General features: G+C 72.8%; 14 protein-coding genes and 1 pseudogene. 6 read left to right on the top strand and 9 right to left on the bottom strand.

The window, feature by feature from the left end; all coding sequences use genetic code 11:
- Nucleotides 1–409: pseudogene (locus AOJ26_RS03365) on the top strand (metallophosphoesterase family protein); the annotation flags it as partial.
- Between the two features lie 38 nt (nucleotides 410–447).
- Here AOJ26_RS03365 and AOJ26_RS03360 read toward each other — a convergent pair.
- Nucleotides 448–1,638 carry an amidohydrolase gene (locus tag AOJ26_RS03360; RefSeq protein WP_078959729.1) on the bottom strand — a complete coding sequence of 397 codons (1,191 nt, stop codon included), beginning with the start codon at nucleotides 1,636–1,638 and terminating at the stop codon, nucleotides 448–450.
- A gap of 140 nt (nucleotides 1,639–1,778) precedes the next feature.
- Between AOJ26_RS03360 and AOJ26_RS03355 the strand changes: the two genes are divergently transcribed.
- The 3 genes from AOJ26_RS03355 to AOJ26_RS03345 are packed head-to-tail and all read left to right on the top strand — an operon-like array spanning nucleotide 1,779 to nucleotide 5,306.
- Nucleotides 1,779–4,244, top strand: coding sequence for a molybdopterin oxidoreductase family protein (locus AOJ26_RS03355; protein ID WP_053846647.1), 2,466 nt, complete (start codon nucleotides 1,779–1,781; stop codon nucleotides 4,242–4,244).
- Nucleotides 4,241–4,690, top strand: a complete 450-nt coding sequence (locus tag AOJ26_RS03350) for a hypothetical protein (protein WP_053846646.1) — start codon at nucleotides 4,241–4,243, stop codon at nucleotides 4,688–4,690. Before AOJ26_RS03355 ends, AOJ26_RS03350 begins: the two co-directional genes overlap by 4 nt.
- 52 nt (nucleotides 4,691–4,742) lie before the next feature.
- A complete protein-coding gene (locus tag AOJ26_RS03345) occupies nucleotides 4,743–5,306 on the top strand; it encodes a hemerythrin domain-containing protein (RefSeq protein ID WP_053846645.1) in 564 nt (187 codons plus the stop codon).
- 140 nt (nucleotides 5,307–5,446) lie between these two features.
- Here the strand turns inward: AOJ26_RS03345 and AOJ26_RS03340 are convergent, their stop codons facing one another.
- Complete coding sequence (locus AOJ26_RS03340; protein ID WP_053846644.1) at nucleotides 5,447–5,974, bottom strand: hypothetical protein; 528 nt, start codon at nucleotides 5,972–5,974, stop codon at nucleotides 5,447–5,449.
- A 129-nt stretch (nucleotides 5,975–6,103) separates the two neighbouring features.
- On the bottom strand, nucleotides 6,104–6,916 hold the full coding sequence (locus AOJ26_RS03335; RefSeq protein ID WP_053846643.1) for a maleylpyruvate isomerase family mycothiol-dependent enzyme: 813 nt from the start codon (nucleotides 6,914–6,916) through the stop codon (nucleotides 6,104–6,106).
- A gap of 58 nt (nucleotides 6,917–6,974) precedes the next feature.
- Between AOJ26_RS03335 and AOJ26_RS03330 the strand changes: the two genes are divergently transcribed.
- A complete protein-coding gene (locus AOJ26_RS03330) occupies nucleotides 6,975–7,616 on the top strand; it encodes a lipoprotein (protein ID WP_053846642.1) in 642 nt (213 codons plus the stop codon).
- Nucleotides 7,617–7,631: 15 nt separating this feature from the next.
- Here the strand turns inward: AOJ26_RS03330 and AOJ26_RS03325 are convergent, their stop codons facing one another.
- From AOJ26_RS03325 to AOJ26_RS03300, 6 genes are all read right to left on the bottom strand, one after another.
- Nucleotides 7,632–8,276: an SRPBCC family protein gene (locus AOJ26_RS03325; protein ID WP_053846641.1), complete on the bottom strand. Its 645-nt coding sequence runs from the start codon at nucleotides 8,274–8,276 to the stop codon at nucleotides 7,632–7,634.
- The gene (locus tag AOJ26_RS03320) at nucleotides 8,269–8,631 is read right to left on the bottom strand and encodes an ArsR/SmtB family transcription factor (protein ID WP_053846640.1); all 363 of its coding nucleotides are present in this window, start codon (nucleotides 8,629–8,631) and stop codon (nucleotides 8,269–8,271) included. Before AOJ26_RS03320 ends, AOJ26_RS03325 begins: the two co-directional genes overlap by 8 nt.
- Before the next feature lie 95 nt (nucleotides 8,632–8,726).
- Nucleotides 8,727–10,532, bottom strand: a complete 1,806-nt coding sequence (locus tag AOJ26_RS03315; RefSeq protein ID WP_053846639.1) for an acyl-CoA dehydrogenase — start codon at nucleotides 10,530–10,532, stop codon at nucleotides 8,727–8,729.
- Between the two features lie 285 nt (nucleotides 10,533–10,817).
- The gene (locus AOJ26_RS03310) at nucleotides 10,818–12,095 is read right to left on the bottom strand and encodes a DSD1 family PLP-dependent enzyme (RefSeq protein ID WP_078959730.1); all 1,278 of its coding nucleotides are present in this window, start codon (nucleotides 12,093–12,095) and stop codon (nucleotides 10,818–10,820) included.
- Between the two features lie 5 nt (nucleotides 12,096–12,100).
- Complete coding sequence (locus tag AOJ26_RS03305; RefSeq protein ID WP_234358429.1) at nucleotides 12,101–12,940, bottom strand: ornithine cyclodeaminase family protein; 840 nt, start codon at nucleotides 12,938–12,940, stop codon at nucleotides 12,101–12,103.
- 83 nt (nucleotides 12,941–13,023) lie between these two features.
- The gene (locus AOJ26_RS03300; RefSeq protein WP_053846638.1) at nucleotides 13,024–13,665 is read right to left on the bottom strand and encodes a helix-turn-helix transcriptional regulator; all 642 of its coding nucleotides are present in this window, start codon (nucleotides 13,663–13,665) and stop codon (nucleotides 13,024–13,026) included.
- A gap of 189 nt (nucleotides 13,666–13,854) precedes the next feature.
- Between AOJ26_RS03300 and AOJ26_RS03295 the strand changes: the two genes are divergently transcribed.
- A partial coding sequence (locus AOJ26_RS03295) for a PAS domain-containing protein (RefSeq protein ID WP_159044200.1) occupies nucleotides 13,855–15,012 on the top strand: 1,158 nt, incomplete at its 3' end.

Raw genomic sequence — 15,012 nt, 5'->3', positions numbered from 1 at the left:
GGCATCGCCGGCACCAAGGGGGTTCGGCGGCGGGTTCGTGGGCCGCAGCGCCGGCGAGTTCGGCGAGCCGCTGATGAAGGAGTTCGTACGGTACTCACGGCGCTGCGCGGACGGACTGCGCACCGCGCTGGAGGAACTGGAGCGGCAGGGCTGCGAGACCCGGGTCGCGCTCACCCACTTCTCCCCCGTCGCCGACACGCTCGCCGGTGAGCCGCCGGAGATCTACCCGTTCCTCGGCAGCTATCTGCTGGCCGAGGCGATCGACACCGCGGGGGCCGACCTGAGCGTGCACGGACACGCCCACGCGGGCACGGAGCACGGGATGACGGCCGGCGGCGTGCGGGTGCGGAACGTGGCCCAGCCGGTGATCCGGCGGGCGTTCAACGTCTACCACCTGCACGCCGACTGAGACCACGACCGGGCGTCCGTCCGCCGGCTGAGCGCCCCTCAGCCGCGGACGGACGCCCGGTCGTGGTCCTCCCAGGCCGCGTCCCGCAGCTCCGGGCGCAGCAGGACCTCCACCGCGGTGCAGGCCAGCGCCTCCGCCGCCGCGAGCATCACCTGCCGGCCGCGCTCGGAGCCGGCCGCGACGGCGAACTCGGGGGTGTGGTCGGAGGCGTCCTCCTCCATGATCGCCACGAAGGGGTGGATGGCCGGCACCCGGCCGCTGACGTTGCCGACGTCCGAGGAGCCCAGGTAGACGCCGGGCGCGGGCGGTGTCATCGGGATGCCCGTCCCCGCCAGGTGCCGGGCGAACCGGGCCGAGAGCACGGTGCTGTCCCGGAAGTGCTCGTAGCGGGGCGTGGCCCGTTCCACGGTGACCGTCGTGCCCGTCGCCCGCGCCACGCCCTGGGCGCACGTCAGCAGCTCCCCCGCCAGGTCCTCCAGCGCCGCCGTCGTCAGCGCGCGCAGCCCGAACAGGCCCTCCGCGTACTCGGGGACGATGTTGGTCGCCCTGCCGCCGTCCGTGACGATGCCCTGCACGTGCGAGCCCTCGGGCAGTCTGCGCCCCACCACGGCCAGCGTGTTGAACAGCTGGATGAGCGCGGCGAGCGCGTCGATGCCCTCGGTGGGGTTGCCGGTCGGGTGGGCGGCGCGCCCGCGGAACCCGACCCGGTACTGGGCCTGCGCGGTCAGCGGCGCCCACTGCCAGTTGTGCACCCCGGGGTGGAACATGAGCGCCGCGTCGACGTCGTCGAACACCCCCGCGTCGGTCTCCGCGACCTTGCCTCCGCCACCCTCCTCCGCGGGCGTGCCGATGGCCCACACGGTGCCCGCGTCGCGGTCGAGGACGGCTCGGGCGGCCAGGGCCGCACCCAGTCCGGCCGCGGCGATGAGATTGTGGCCGCAGGCGTGGCCGAGGCCGGGCAGGGCGTCGTACTCCAGCATCAGCGCGACCGCGGGGCGGGTCCTGGTGCCGGAGCGGGCGGTGAAGGCGGTGGGGAGTCCGGCGACGTCCCGCTGCACCTCGAAGCCGGCCCATTCGAGTTCCCCGCACAGCAGGGCGGCCGCCCGGTGCTCCTCGAAGGCGTACTCCGGGTCGGAGTGCAGCATCCGCGCCATGTCCCACAGCCGATCCGCGCGGGCGGCCACCTCTCCGCGCACTCGCGCGAGAACGTCGTCCACGGCGTCGGTCACATCGGCCTCCCAGGGGCGTCGTACGCATGTGTCCTGGTGCGGGTTCCTTCCAGCGGCCCCCCTTACACCCGGGGCACCGTTACCGGCCACGGCCCACGGGTACTCAGGAGCGGACAGCGGGAGTTCCCAGGGAGGTCTCCATGAAGGCGGACCGGATCGCGAACCCGTGGGGGGACCGGACGCCGTACCGGCGCCACGGGGCCTGGCCCTCCCGGGTGGACGCGCATCTCGCCGAGGGTGTGGAGCCCGGCGCGGTGCACAGGTGGGTGGCGGCGGCCTCGCTGCTGCACTCCGGTGGCGACGCCATGGACATCGCCGTCGTGGACGGCCGTATGGCGGGCGTACGGGGACGGGCGGCGGACCGCGTCAGCCGGGGCAGGCTGGGTCCGAAGGACCTGTTCGGCTGGCAGGCGAACGCCTCCCCGGACCGGTTGACCAGGCCGCTCGTACGGCGCGACGGACACCTCGTGGAGACGGACTGGGACACCGCGATGGAGCTGGTGGCCGCCCGCACCCGGCAACTCCTCGACGAGCGCGGGCCGGGTTCGGTGGGCTTCTACACCAGCGGACAGCTCTTCCTGGAGGAGTACTACACCCTCGCCGTGCTCGCCCGGGCGGGCATCGGCACCAACCATCTCGACGGCAACACCCGGCTGTGCACCGCGACCGCCGCCGAGGCCCTCAAGGAGTCCTTCGGCTGCGACGGGCAGCCGGGCAGTTTCGACGACCTCGACCACGCCGACGTGATCGCCCTGTTCGGCCACAACATGGCCGAGACGCAGACCGTGCAGTGGACGCGCGTCCTGGACCGGCTGGCCGGCGGCGACCCGCCCCGGCTGCTGTGCGTGGACCCCCGCCCGACCCGGGTGGCCCGGCACGCGACCGTCCACCTGGCACCGCGCGTCGGCACCAACGTGGCCTTGATGAACGCCCTGCTGCACGAGACGATCCGGCACGACCGCGTCGACCACGATTTCGTCGAGCAGCACACGGTGGGTTTCGAGGAGCTCTCCGAGCGGGTCGCGTCCTGCACGCCCGAGTGGGCCGCGGACATCTGTGACGTCCCGGCCACCCGGATCAGCGAGGCGGCCGAACTCGTCGGCACGGCGGACGCCCTGCTCTCCACGGTCCTCCAGGGCTTCTACCAGGCGCCCCAGGCCACCGCCGCGGCCGTGCAGGTCAACAACCTGCATCTGATCCGCGGGATGCTGGGCCGCCCGGGCGCGGGCGTGCTCCAGATGAACGGCCAGCCCAGCGCGGAGAACACCCGCGAGTGCGGTGCCGACGGCGATCTGCCGGGCTTCCGCAACTGGCAGAACGACGCCCATGTCGCCGACCTGGCGACGGTGTGGAACGTCGAGCCGTCCGCCATCCCGCACTTCGCGCCGCCCACCCACGCGATGCAGATGTTCCGCTACGCCGAGCAGGGCTCGATCGGGATGCTCTGGATCAGCGGCACCAACCCGGCCGTCTCCCTGCCCGAGCTGTCCCGGATCCGCGCCCTGCTGGCGCAGGAACGGCTCTTCACGGTCGTACAGGACCTGTTCCTGACGGAGACCGCACGGCTCGCCGACGTGGTCCTGCCCGCCGCCACCTGGGGCGAGAAGACCGGCACGATCACCAACGCCGACCGGACCGTGCACCTGTGCGAGAAGGCGGTCGAGCCGCCCGGCGAGGCCAGGCCCGACCTGGACATCTTCCTCGACTTCGCGCGCCGCATGGACTTCCGCGACAAGGACGGCGGTCCGCTGATCGACTGGCGGGAGCCCGAGGAGGCGTTCGAGGCATGGAAGCGGTGCAGCGCGGGCCGCCCCTGCGACTACACCGGTCTGACCTACGGCCGGCTGCGCGCGGAGGGTGGCATTCAGTGGCCGTGCACCGAGGCGAACCCGCGGGGCACCGAGCGGCTCTACACGGACGGCATCACCTGGGCCCACCCCGACGACTGCGAGAGCTACGGCAAGGACCTGGAGACCGGTGCCGCCGTGGACCCGGTGGAGTACCGCTCGCTCAACCCGGACGGCAAGGCCGTACTGAAGGCGGCGGCGTACGTCGAGCCGCACGAGATGCCGGACGAGCGGTATCCGTTCCAGCTCTCGACGGGCCGGACGCTCTACCACTTCCACACCCGGACCAAGACCGGCCGGGTGGCACAGCTCGACGAGGCCGCGCCCGACGTGTGGGTGGAGGCCTGTACGGCGGACGCGGCGCGACTGGGTCTGGGCGAGGGCGACCTGGTCCGGGTGGCCACCCCGCGCGGCGCCCTGGAGGCGCGGCTGCGGCTGACGGACATCCGCCCGGGCCTGCTGTTCGTGCCCTTCCACTACGGCTACTGGGACACCGAGGAGGGCGGCGGTCCGGACGGCGGCGGGCCCGGGCGCGCCGCGAACGAGACGACGATCACCGACTGGGACCCCGCCTCCAAGCAGCCCCTGTTCAAGACCGCGGCCGCCTCGCTCACCCTGGTCGCCCGCGCGGACGGGCGGTACGCGCCGGCGCCGACCACGACGGCCTCGGCGCCGGCGGACCCGGGCTCGGTGCCGGCCACGATCGGCGGGCAGCAGGCGTACGCGACCCAGGACAGTGAGCCGGGAGGCAGGTCATGAAGGACGGCATCGCCCACATCGTGCACACCCTGCACCACGGGGAGCGACGGCTGGTGCGCGAGCTGCTGGCCGTGTCCGAACGGCACGCCCGCGAACACGAGGTCCACCATGTCGCCGGCGATCTCGCGGACTGGTCGCGCGAGCACGCCCGGCGGCTCGCCGAGCTCGCCGCGGCCGAAGGGCTGCGCCTCGACGACGACATTCCCGGACCGACCTCCGGTGAGGAACCGGAGGGACTGCTGCTCCTGCACGACCTGCGCGCCCTGTACCTGGCCGCCGCGGAAAACTCGCTGCACTGGGAGATGCTCGCGCAGGCCGCCCAGGCAACCCGGGACGCACGGCTGCTGGAGCTGGCGTCCTCCTGCCACCCGCAGACGCTGCGCCAGATGCGCTGGACCGACACGTTGATCAAACAACTGTCCCCACAGGTCCTGACAAGCCTGTGACCAGGCATAGAGGGTGCGGCGCCGGGCACCCGGGGGGCGGAGGTGAAAGAACATGGGACACGGAGGAAACGTCATCGACGAGCTGGTGACCGATCACCACGAGGTCGAGGAACTGTTCGGGAAGATCGAGGCGCTGGCGCCCGGCGAGAAGAACCGGAAGGTCTACGCCGACCAGGTCACCATGGAGCTCATCCGGCACTCGGTCGCGGAGGAGGAGTACCTCTACCCGGCCGTGCGGGAGCACCTGGTCAACGGGAACACCATGGCCGACCGGGAGATCGAGGACCACTCCAAGGCCGAGCAGCTCATGAAGGACCTGGAGAGCTGCGAGGCGGACGATCCCGAGTTCGACCGGCTCGTCGGCGAGCTGATGACCGAGGTCCGCTCGCACATCGCCGAGGAGGAGGAGACCCTCTTCCCGCAGCTTCGTGTCGCGTGCTCGGAGAAGGAGCTGAACGAGCTGGGCGACAAGGTGCGCCGCGCCAAGAAGATGGCGCCGACCCGCCCGCACCCGTCGGCCCCGGACACTCCTCCGGCGAACAAGCTCCTCGCTCCGGGAACCGGCCTCGTCGACCGGCTCCGGGACGCCCTCTCGGGCCGCGGCAAGGAGGACTGAGGCCCGGCGAGCCGGTCGGAGGCGCCGGCGGCCACGGCCCGCATCGGAGGGCGACGACTGCTCGACCGCGTCCGGCCGGCAACTCTGCCGGGCGGCGTCGGCACCGTGCGGGCCGGGTCCCCGGTGCCCGCCGCCCGTCGTCAGGCCGCCAGCGCCTCGTCCGGCCCCAGCCGGTCCAGCAGCCCGCCGCGGTGCAGACCGGCCACGTCCGCGAGCAGGTCCGGGTGGCGGAGCAGGGCGGCCGCGTTCCGGTCCGTCGGGTCCGGGGCGAGCAGCCGGCGGAACACCGCCGGGGAGCCCTTGGTGTGCTCACCCCCGGCGATGTCGGCCACCGCGCGTTCGGCCAGGCCGGGGTCGGTGAGCAGACAGGCCGCCCAGCTCGCCACGACCTCGTCCACCCAGGTGCACCAGGCGTACTCCTCGGCGTCCCGGCCGGCTGCGGTGTCCGCGCCGGTGACCCAGTCGAGGCGGGCGGAACCGCCCGGCCCCACCATACCGACGAGCGCGGCGTCCATCGCCGTCGGATAACGCAACCACGCGGCGACCGTGACGGCCTGCCGGGCCTGCACCTCGCACAGCGCGGCGGCCAGCGCACCGCCCGTCGGCGGGTAGGCGCGGGTCAGCCAGTGGGCGGTCGCCGCGATGACCGGGGAGAGATCTGCTTGCACTGCCGGGCCGTCCGAGGTGCTGGTGGGAGAGGGAACTGCGCGAAACGGTAGCCCGCGCCCCCGCCAGGACGACATGGCTCCGGCCTCGTCCGGCACGTGGCCTCGGCCACACCGGCACCCTGCGCCCGCCTACGCCTCCAGCCAGAACCGGGTGCGCTTCAGCCACAGATCCAGCAGCTCCGAGTCCCCCCGCGTCTCGACACCGGGCGCCGGGCGGGCGTAGAGGAACAGGAGCAGGTCCGTCACCGGCCCGCACACGCGCACGGTGGCCTCGCCGGACCCGCGCCGCCACACCGGCCGCTCCGCGCCGAGGTCGAGCAACCACTGCCCCGCCGCCCCCGCGTCGAAGCCCAGGGCCCGCCCGTGTCCGAGGAGTTCCGGCACGCCCGGCTGGGGCTCCCACGCCTCGGGAACGGTGGAGAACTCCAGCCACTCCTCGACGGCGTCCACCGCGAGCGACTCCTCGACCTCGAACTCCGCCCCGGTCACGAGGGCCGCGTCCGCGCGGTGCAGGAGAGTCTCGTAGGTCATGCGCCGGGCCCAGAACATCGAAGTCTGCCGGACGAGTTGCTCGTCGGCGGGGGTCCACACCGGCACGTCGGGGCCGGCCGCGCGCAGGGTGCCGGCCAGTCCCGCGGCGCCCTGGACGAGCCAGCCGCCGAGTGCCGAGTCGTCGAGGTGAGCGTAGGCCGCGGGGTCGTTGACCAGGTCGTCGTCGGTCGGCTCGGCGGCCCGGGTTCGTACGATCTCCTCTGCCCACCGGTGGTCGGCGCCCACGTGGCGCAGCAGCCGGCCGAGGTCCCAGCCGGGGCAGGTGGGCACCGGAGCGGTCGGATCGGCGCCCTTGACGTGTCGGGCGAGCAGGTCGGTCTGGGCGACGATCGCGTCGCAGTACTCCTCGAAGGCCAACAACACTTCCCCCTTCGCTGCACGATTCGTCATCCCTGCCACCTAACCTGACTCCCTCCGGTACCACCACTGAATAGAGGGAGACACGGCCATGCTGGTCAAGGCGGGGAACACGTGGCTGCGGATAACCCATGCGGCGTTGCTGGCAGGTGTGCTGACGGGCTGTTCGGAGGCCGCCGAGGGGGACGACTCCAAGGCGTCCGCGCGTCCGTCGGCGACGGCGGAGACGTCCGGCGCGGCCGGGTCGGACGCCTCGGCCGCGACCCGCGGTGGCACGGTCGGCGCCGCGGGCTCGGCGTGCGAGCTGCCCGTCGCCTTCGACACGGCGAAGAGCTGGAAGGCCGAGGCGGTGGAGGCGCCCCTGCGCCAGGGTCCCGTCTCCCTGGCGTGCGAGATCGACGCGAAGCCCGCGGGCAACATCGGCTTCCTGCGGGTGTGGGCCGGGGAGCCCGGTGACGCCGACGCCCGGACCGTGCTGGAGGCCTTCGTCGCGGCCGAGGACGGGGTGAGCGGCGAGAAGTACAGCGCGTTCACGTCCGGGAGCCTGTCCGGCGTGCAGGTCGAGTACCTGTACGCCAGTGAGCTCCTGGACGAGGAGAAGAAGGAGAGCGCCTTCGCCGTCACCACCGCGGACGGGCCGGTGGTGGTGCACCTCGGCGGGCTCGACACCGAGGAGCACGAGGAGATGCTCCCTGCGTACGAGCTCGCACGGCGCACCCTGCGGACCGTCTGAGCCGGCGGCTCGCCGTCAGGCTTCCGTGCCCGTGCCCGTGTAGAACGCGATCGTCGCGGCCGCCGTCCGCGTCGCCGTCTCCCGGTCCGCTCCCGAGACGGCGTACGCCTCGCCCCATCCCTCGCCCGAGCCGGTGATGAACGCGCTGCCCTCGGGCGTGTTGTGCCAGGTCGCGGCCTCCTCCTTGCTGAGACCGCCGCCCGCGAGGTGCAGGGCGAGTCCGTACAGGCCCAGGTCCCAGCCGACTCCGACGGCTCCGGGCCCGAACTGGTCCCAGAACTCGTCGGGTACGACGGCCACGTGCTCGAGTTCGAGGACCGTGCGCTCGCCCACCTCGGGCGTCAGACGCACCTCGACCTCGCTGAAGCCCGGGTCGGGGCCGTACAGCCAGCTCACCCGCAGCCTCTCGGGTGCCACGCACTCGAGGATCTCGCCGCCGGCGTTGCCCTCCAGCTGGTAGCGGCCGCCGACCTTGAGCTCGCCGCTGACCGGCATGAACCAGCGGGCGATCCGCTCGGCGGAGGTCACCGCGTCCCACACGTCGGCGATCTCGGCGTCGTACGTACGGCGCAGCAGGACCGTCCGGGCCTCACCGGACTCGACCTGCCGGGTGCCGACCCGTCGGTGCGTACGGTTGATCGCGTCGGCGATCTCACTCATGCTCGCTCACCTCTCCTTGCAGCCTGCGCTCGCGCTTTCCCCGCGCGAGCTCCGTTCCGAGCGCGTCGAGCCGCTGGTCCCAGAAACCGCGGAAGCGCTCCAGCCAGGCGTCCACCTCTCTGAGCGGGCCGGCCTCGACGGCGTACAGCCGCCGGTTGCCGTCGGCGCGCACGGAGGCGAACCCGCTGTCCCGCAGCACTTTGAGGTGCTGCGAGACGGCCGGCTGGGAGATCCCGAACTCGTCCCGGATCACGGCACTGACCTCGCCCGACGCCTGCTCCCCTGTGGCGAGCAGTTCCAATATCCGGCGCCTGACCGGATCCCCGAGTACGTCGAACGCGTGCACGCGCCCCAATATGCCACCCTGCACTTATATAAGCAAAGCCTTAAACAGCAGCGGGGGCCGCGGAGTGTCCCGCGGCCCCCGGCTCAGGGAAGGCGTGGTGGCGGTCAGGCCGGCGCCGGCTCGGAGCGCAGCATGGGATGGCGCGCCGCGATCTCGTCCGGCACGGCGAAGGCGTCGGTGAGCGTCAGGGCGTGCGGCACCAGCGCGGCGACGGTGGCCTCCAGGACCTCCGGCAGGTACCGGACCTGCTCGGCGGTCAGCCGCTCGTGCGCGAGCAGCTCACCGCTGTGCGCGGCCACGTACCGCAGCGCGAACAGCCGGTGCAGGTGCTCCAGCAGGAGGGCCACCTGCGGGTCGGCGACCTGCGCGGCCGCGGCGAGCAGTTCCTGTGCGGCCAGCCGGTGGACGTGGGCGTCGACCAGGGACAGCGCCGCGCCGGAGGCGCCGTTCCAGCGGTCGAGGGGCGAGCCGGCCCGTTTCGCGCGCAGGCGCACCCGGGCCCGCTCGTGACGTATTCGCTCCAGGTCCCCGATCAGGTCGTGCAGGTGGGCCGGGTCGTGCAGGCTCCGGGTGGCCGGCGGCACCTCGCTGGACGGCACCGGGGTGAAGCCGCCCAGCAGCATCTCCCCTGCCGCCTTGACCCAGATGACGGTGTTGTCGCCCTCCGCGGTGATCGTGCCCTCGTTGGCCGCGAGCTGTCCGGCGATCCCGTTGGAGAGCAACAGGCCCTGGGCTCCGCAGCGTTCTCGGCACTCGGTCATCACGGTCCGGGCCTGCCAGGTGATCCAGCCCTTGGCGACGGCCACCAGCCGCTCGGCCTCCTCGCGCTCCTCCTCCGCCGCCGCCCGCGCCCATCGCCGGACGACCGACCGCTGCAACAGGGTGGCGGCGTAGGTCGTCGCGAGCGCCTCGACGAGCGGGGCGTGATGGGTGCGATGGGAGAACAGCGGCACCCGCTGACCGCTGGTCATGCCCGAGGTCACCCGCTGATGGGCGTGGCGCACGGCGACGGTCAGGGCGTGCCGCGTGGCCCCGAGGCTGTAGGCGCTCATGCACAGTTTGCCCATGGTCACGCGGCCGATGGAGCGCAGGAACCGTTTGCGCGGACTCCCCAGGCAGGAGACGAGTTCGCCGTCGTCGGTCAGCCTGCCGTGGTCCCCCTGGAGCATGGCCGTCCGCGGCAGCCGCACCCCGTGGAAGGAGGTGGCGCAGTGGTCGACCGGACTGCTGGCCGTCTGGGGCAGCAACTCCACCTCGACACCCGGCAGATGACGGCCGTTGGTGTCCGTCAGCGAGGTCAGGAAGAGGAAGACGCCCTGGTCCTTGCCGTCGATCACCAGACGGGCGGCCACCAGGGCGTCCTTCGGGCCGCCGGCCACGGAGGTGTTGGGCATCCACTTGCGGGCCCCCCGGGTGGGGGTGGTGAGCACGAATCCGCCCGTGGCCCGGTCCAGGGTCGCCGTGGTCTCCATCTGGGCGGCGTCGTTGCCGTGCGCCTGCTCGGTGCACAGGAAGGTGCCGATGCGCTCCATCCGCAGGTAGGGGCCCAGGTCCCGCCCCTCGTGGTCGTGATCGAGCAGGCTGCCGAGGAACAGGTTGTAGTGGATGCTGGCGATCGTCGTCATGCCGGCGTCCACCACCCCGGCCCACTCGTGCAGGGCGCCCAGGGCGACCGGATCCCTCGCCAGGGCCTGGGGATCGGGCACCGCCGCGTTCACCGTGCGCAGGCGTTGATAGGAGAGTTCCGTGCGCTCCTGATGGGTCAGCCCCTCGTGGTAGGCGAACACGTCGGAGCTGAACAGGCGGCGCCAGGGCTCGTGCATCTCGGCCTGCGCGCCGAACAGGAGGTGCCGGATCGCGGCCGTCTCGGTCAGCGGGGGTGCCTTTACGGGGAGTTGAGAGGTGATCACAGCGGCAACGTAGCCCGAGGCACCCTCTGATCACATCATGATCATCACCACGATTGAACAGCCGCGCAGGGTGGTAGTTACCCGTTAAACGGCCTCTGTAATACCACAAGCCACGATCTGCACAAGGGTGATTCCCCTCCCGGGCGGCACTTTACGCCTGCCCCTCGGAGGTGCGTTCCTGCCCTACTCATTGACGAGCATTCAGGGGGACCGGGATCCTACCGCACCCGCACCCGCACCCGCACCCGCACCCGCACCCGCACCGCGCCCGGACCCGCCGACCGGTCACCATCCGCTGACACGGCTCCAGAAGGCCTCGACGACCGGCGCGCCCGGCGCCGGCCGGGTGCCGTCGACGACGTGGTAACCGTGGTGCTGGGCCGCTGTGGCACAGGCATGGTTGGGCAGGACGCGCAGGCGGGTGCCGATGGGCAGTTCGGGCAGCTGGGCGCCGTCGCGGGCGGTGAGGGTGCCGTGCTCCTGGCTGGCCGCCGTCATGACCAGTCCCGGCACCAGGCGGCCGTCGAGGTCGGCGACCAGGCCGTACCCCTGGTCCTGGGCCTGGGCCGCGGTGCCGCGGTCGCGGGACATGGCCATCCAGCCGCCGTCGGTGAGGATCCACCCGTACTCGGGGCGGTGGCCGATGACGGTGACGACGACCGACAGGGCGAGGTCGTCGACGCCGCAAACCCCGAGGCCGGCCATCACCAGGTCGAAGAACACGTAGTTGCCCGCGCGCAGTTCGGTGACCCCGGTGAGGTCCTCGGCGGCATGGGCGGTGGGGGTCGACCCCACACTGACGGTGGAGACGGGCAGGCCCGCGGCGCGCAGCCGCTCGGCCGCCGTGACGGCACTGTCGCGTTCGTTGCGCGCGGCCAGCCGCTGCTCCTCGGCCGTGAAGGCGAAGTAGGACTCGCCCGCGTGGGTCAACACCCCGTCCAGGCAGCCCGCTTCGTGCAGGATGCGGCCGATTGCCGGGAGCCCGGGCGCATCGGGCCTGAGACCGCCGCGATGGCCGTCGCAGTCGATCTCGATCTGGGCGGGGACGGGAAGCCCGGCCCGGCGGGAGGCCTCGGCCACGGACTCGGCCTGCTGCTCGCTGTCCAGCAGGACGCGCAGGGTGACCCCGCGTCGCAACAGGGCGATGACACGCGGGAGTTTGTGGGGGTCGATCCCCACGGCGTAGGTGATGTCGGTGTACCCGCCGTCGGCGAACGCCTCCGCCTCGGCCAGGGTGGACACCGTGACCGGGCAGGGCCGGTCGCCCTCGCGAAGGAGTGCGGCGACGTCAAGGCTCTTGGCCGTCTTCACGTGGGGCCGCAGGGTGACACCGAGCCGCTCGGCCCTGGCCGCCAGCCGCTCGACGTTGCGCCGGACCTTGTGGACGTCGACGACGGCGAACGGCGTGTCGGGATCGGCCAGCGTCCGTGTGGCGTCGCTCGCGGAGGTCTGAACCGAACCCCCGGATGTCGCGGGGCCGACAGGGTTCGCAGGGTCGACACGGCTCGCAGGGTCGACAGGGCTCGCGGGGTCGACACGGCTCGCGGGGTCGACAGGGTGCATCGGGCTCACAGGGAAATGTCCATCTTCTCGAGCAGGGCCAGGCCCAGGTACAGGTCTTGCACTCCGATCCCGGAGCTGTCGAACACCGTGATGTCGCCGACGGCGGTACGGCCCTCCGCCCGGCCGGTGAGGACCTCCCCGAGCGGAGTGAGGACGGTGTCCGCGGGGGCGTGCCGGCTCTCGCCCAGGCGGCGGGCCTGTTCGGGCAGATCGCAGAACACGCGGGCGCGGGTGAACAGTTCGGGCGGGATCTCCCGCTTGCCGGGGGCATCGGCGCCCATGCAGGACAGATGCGTACCGGGGCGGATCCACGAGGCATCGAACAGCGGTGGGGTGTCGTCGCGGGTGGCAGTGGCGGTGACGACCACGTCGGCCAGGGCGCAGGCCTCCTCGGCACCGGCGGCCCGGGCCCGGTGGCCTTGGGCTGCCAGTGCCGCCGCCGCTCCCTCGGCACGCCCGGCCGTACGTCCCACCACCAGGACCTCGGTGACGGGCCGGACCCTGCTGACGGCGCGCACCTCGTAGGCCGCCTGGTGACCGGTCCCGAACACCGCCAGGGTGGTGGCGTCCGGGCGGGCCAGCAGGTCGACCGCGAGGGCGTCGGCCGCGGCGGTCCGGTAGGCGTTCGCGGTGCCCACCTCCAGGACGGCGGCGAGCCTGCCGACCGACTGGTCGAACAGCAGCAGGACGGAGTGGTGGCGCGGCAGGCCGCGTTCGCTGTTGCCCGGCCAGTACGTGCCGATCTTCACGCCGGCGTGTGTCGCGGACGCGGACGGCTTGAGGCTGAACCGGTTGCGCGGATCGGATCCGTGCACGGCGAGCGAGGGGAAGACCGGGCCGTCCACCGTCGAAGGCGGCGCGGGCCGCCTCCAGAGCCAGGTCCTCGTCGACGAGCGCGGCGGTCCGCTCCTCGGGGATGAGAGGACCTTCACTTCGTGTAGTTGTAGACGGTCGCACGGGAGACGCCCAGCAGGTCCGCGATGGTCTGCGCCGCGTCCCGCGAGTCGAAGTAGCCGTCCCGGTGCAGCCGTCGTACGAGCGCCTTCTTGTCCTCTCTGCTCAGCGACCGGGGCGTGGCGGCCCGCTCGGCGGCCGACTCCTCGACCGCCCGGCGCAGTTCGCGCGTGGTGCGGTCCCGCAGGGTCTCCAGGGGCTGCTCGCGGTGCTCGGTGTCGGTTGCCACGAGGTTGGCCAGGGCGAGCGTGACGGGGGACAGCACCGAGACGTCGAGATTGAGACACAGGGCCGCGACGTACTCGCCGGCCTCGTTCTTGATGCCGATGGACGTGCTCTTGGCCGGGCGGCCGTCGGGGAAGCGATTGGGGTAGTTCTGGATGACGCTCGGGTACTCCGGATCGGCGATACGCGCCAGGCCCAGCTCGGTCGCGGAGTCCCCGACCCGGCGGCCGGAGAGGTTGTTCTCGATCGCCCGGATGGCGTGCCCCGGATCCCGGAGGTCGTGCAGGACCACCTCGCACAGGCCCGGGAACATCCGGCCGAGCGCCACAGCGATCTTCTCGGCCTCACCGATGAGGTGCTCGTCCGCACCGTCCACGACGCCCCCCACCACCCGCGCTCCGTCCCGGGACTTATCTAGACGGTCCGTCCAGATCTGGATATTCAGCCTAAGAGCGTGACCGGTGGTTGTCCAGCGCGATGGGCGAGGTGTACATATGGGCCGCCCGGGTGCGGGCCGGTGTCGTTGTGGCGCATTCTTGCTGTGTCGCCCGTGGGACGGTGCACGGACTAGGTAGGGCCGATGACTGGGAGCGTCGAGGACGCACACCCGACGGCCGGGCGGTTGGCGGCGCTGCTGATCGACGCTTCGACGGAGGCGATCAGTGCGGCCGGCGGCCACGCCGGAGGGGTCTATCTGCGCTCCCGCACGCCCGGACTGCTCCGGCTCGCCGTCCTGTCGGGACTGCCCGGACCGCTGTTCCGTCCCTGGTGGCGCCTGCACTTCGACCGCCCCTTCCCGGTCGCCGACGCCTACCGGCTCGGAGTCCAGGTGGTCCTGCCGAACGCCACCGAGACGATGCGGCGCTACCCGCAGTTCGCCGCCGGGCTCCCCTTCCAGTTCGGCTCGCTCTACGTGCCCGTCGTCGCCGGTTCCTCGACCTACGGCGTGCTGACCGTGCTGCGCCCCGCCGTGACCGACGCCGCCGAGGTGCTGTCCGGACGCGACCGCGTGGTGCGCCTCGCCCAGGAGCTGGGCGAGGCGCTGCGGGCTCTGGAGGACGGGGATCCGGACCAGGTCGCCTGGGACGGCGAGCCGATGTGCCTGCGCCCGCCGACCGCTTCCACGTCCGTGGGACGCCACGGACGCTTCGCCTGGGACCCCGAGACGGCCGGGATCACCCTGGACGAGGACCTGCACACCCTGCTGGGCGTGCCGCCAAGCGAGTTCGCCGGCACGGTCGAGGGGTTCGCCGAGGCGGTGGCACCCTCCGACGCGCACCGCATCCTGGCCAGCCTGCGGGACACCGCCGCGGGCCGCCCTCCCGCGCTGCCCCTCTATCTGCGCGACGCGGACGGCGCCCTGCGCCTGCTGGACCTGTGGAACGCCTACGAACCGCCCGCCGCGCCCGCGGTCCGGGGCGTCGTCGTGGCCCCGGGCCCCGCCCCCACGGCCGACTCCGCGGCCGACCTGCTGCCCGACGGCGTGTTCTGCGTGGACCGGCTGGGTCTGGTCGTCTACGCGAATCCGCGCGCCGCCCAGCTCCTGGGCCGCCCCCGCGCCGAGCTCGTCGGCCGGGACCTGTGGGAGGCCGTGCCCTGGCTGGCCCGCCCCGACTTCGAGGACCACCTGCGAGCAGCCCTCCTCACCCCGGACCCGGTCCACTTCCACCTCGCCCGCCCACCCGACCGCGAGCCGGAACCCCGGCCGACCCCTCGGGGGACGGGGGCGCCTGGATCG

It is taken from the genome of Streptomyces sp. NRRL B-24085 (assembly GCF_001282115.1).
GTDB lineage: Bacteria > Actinomycetota > Actinomycetes > Streptomycetales > Streptomycetaceae > Streptomyces.
The sequence above is the reverse complement of the archived record's forward strand: the minus strand, read 5'-3'. Positions and strand labels throughout refer to the sequence as shown.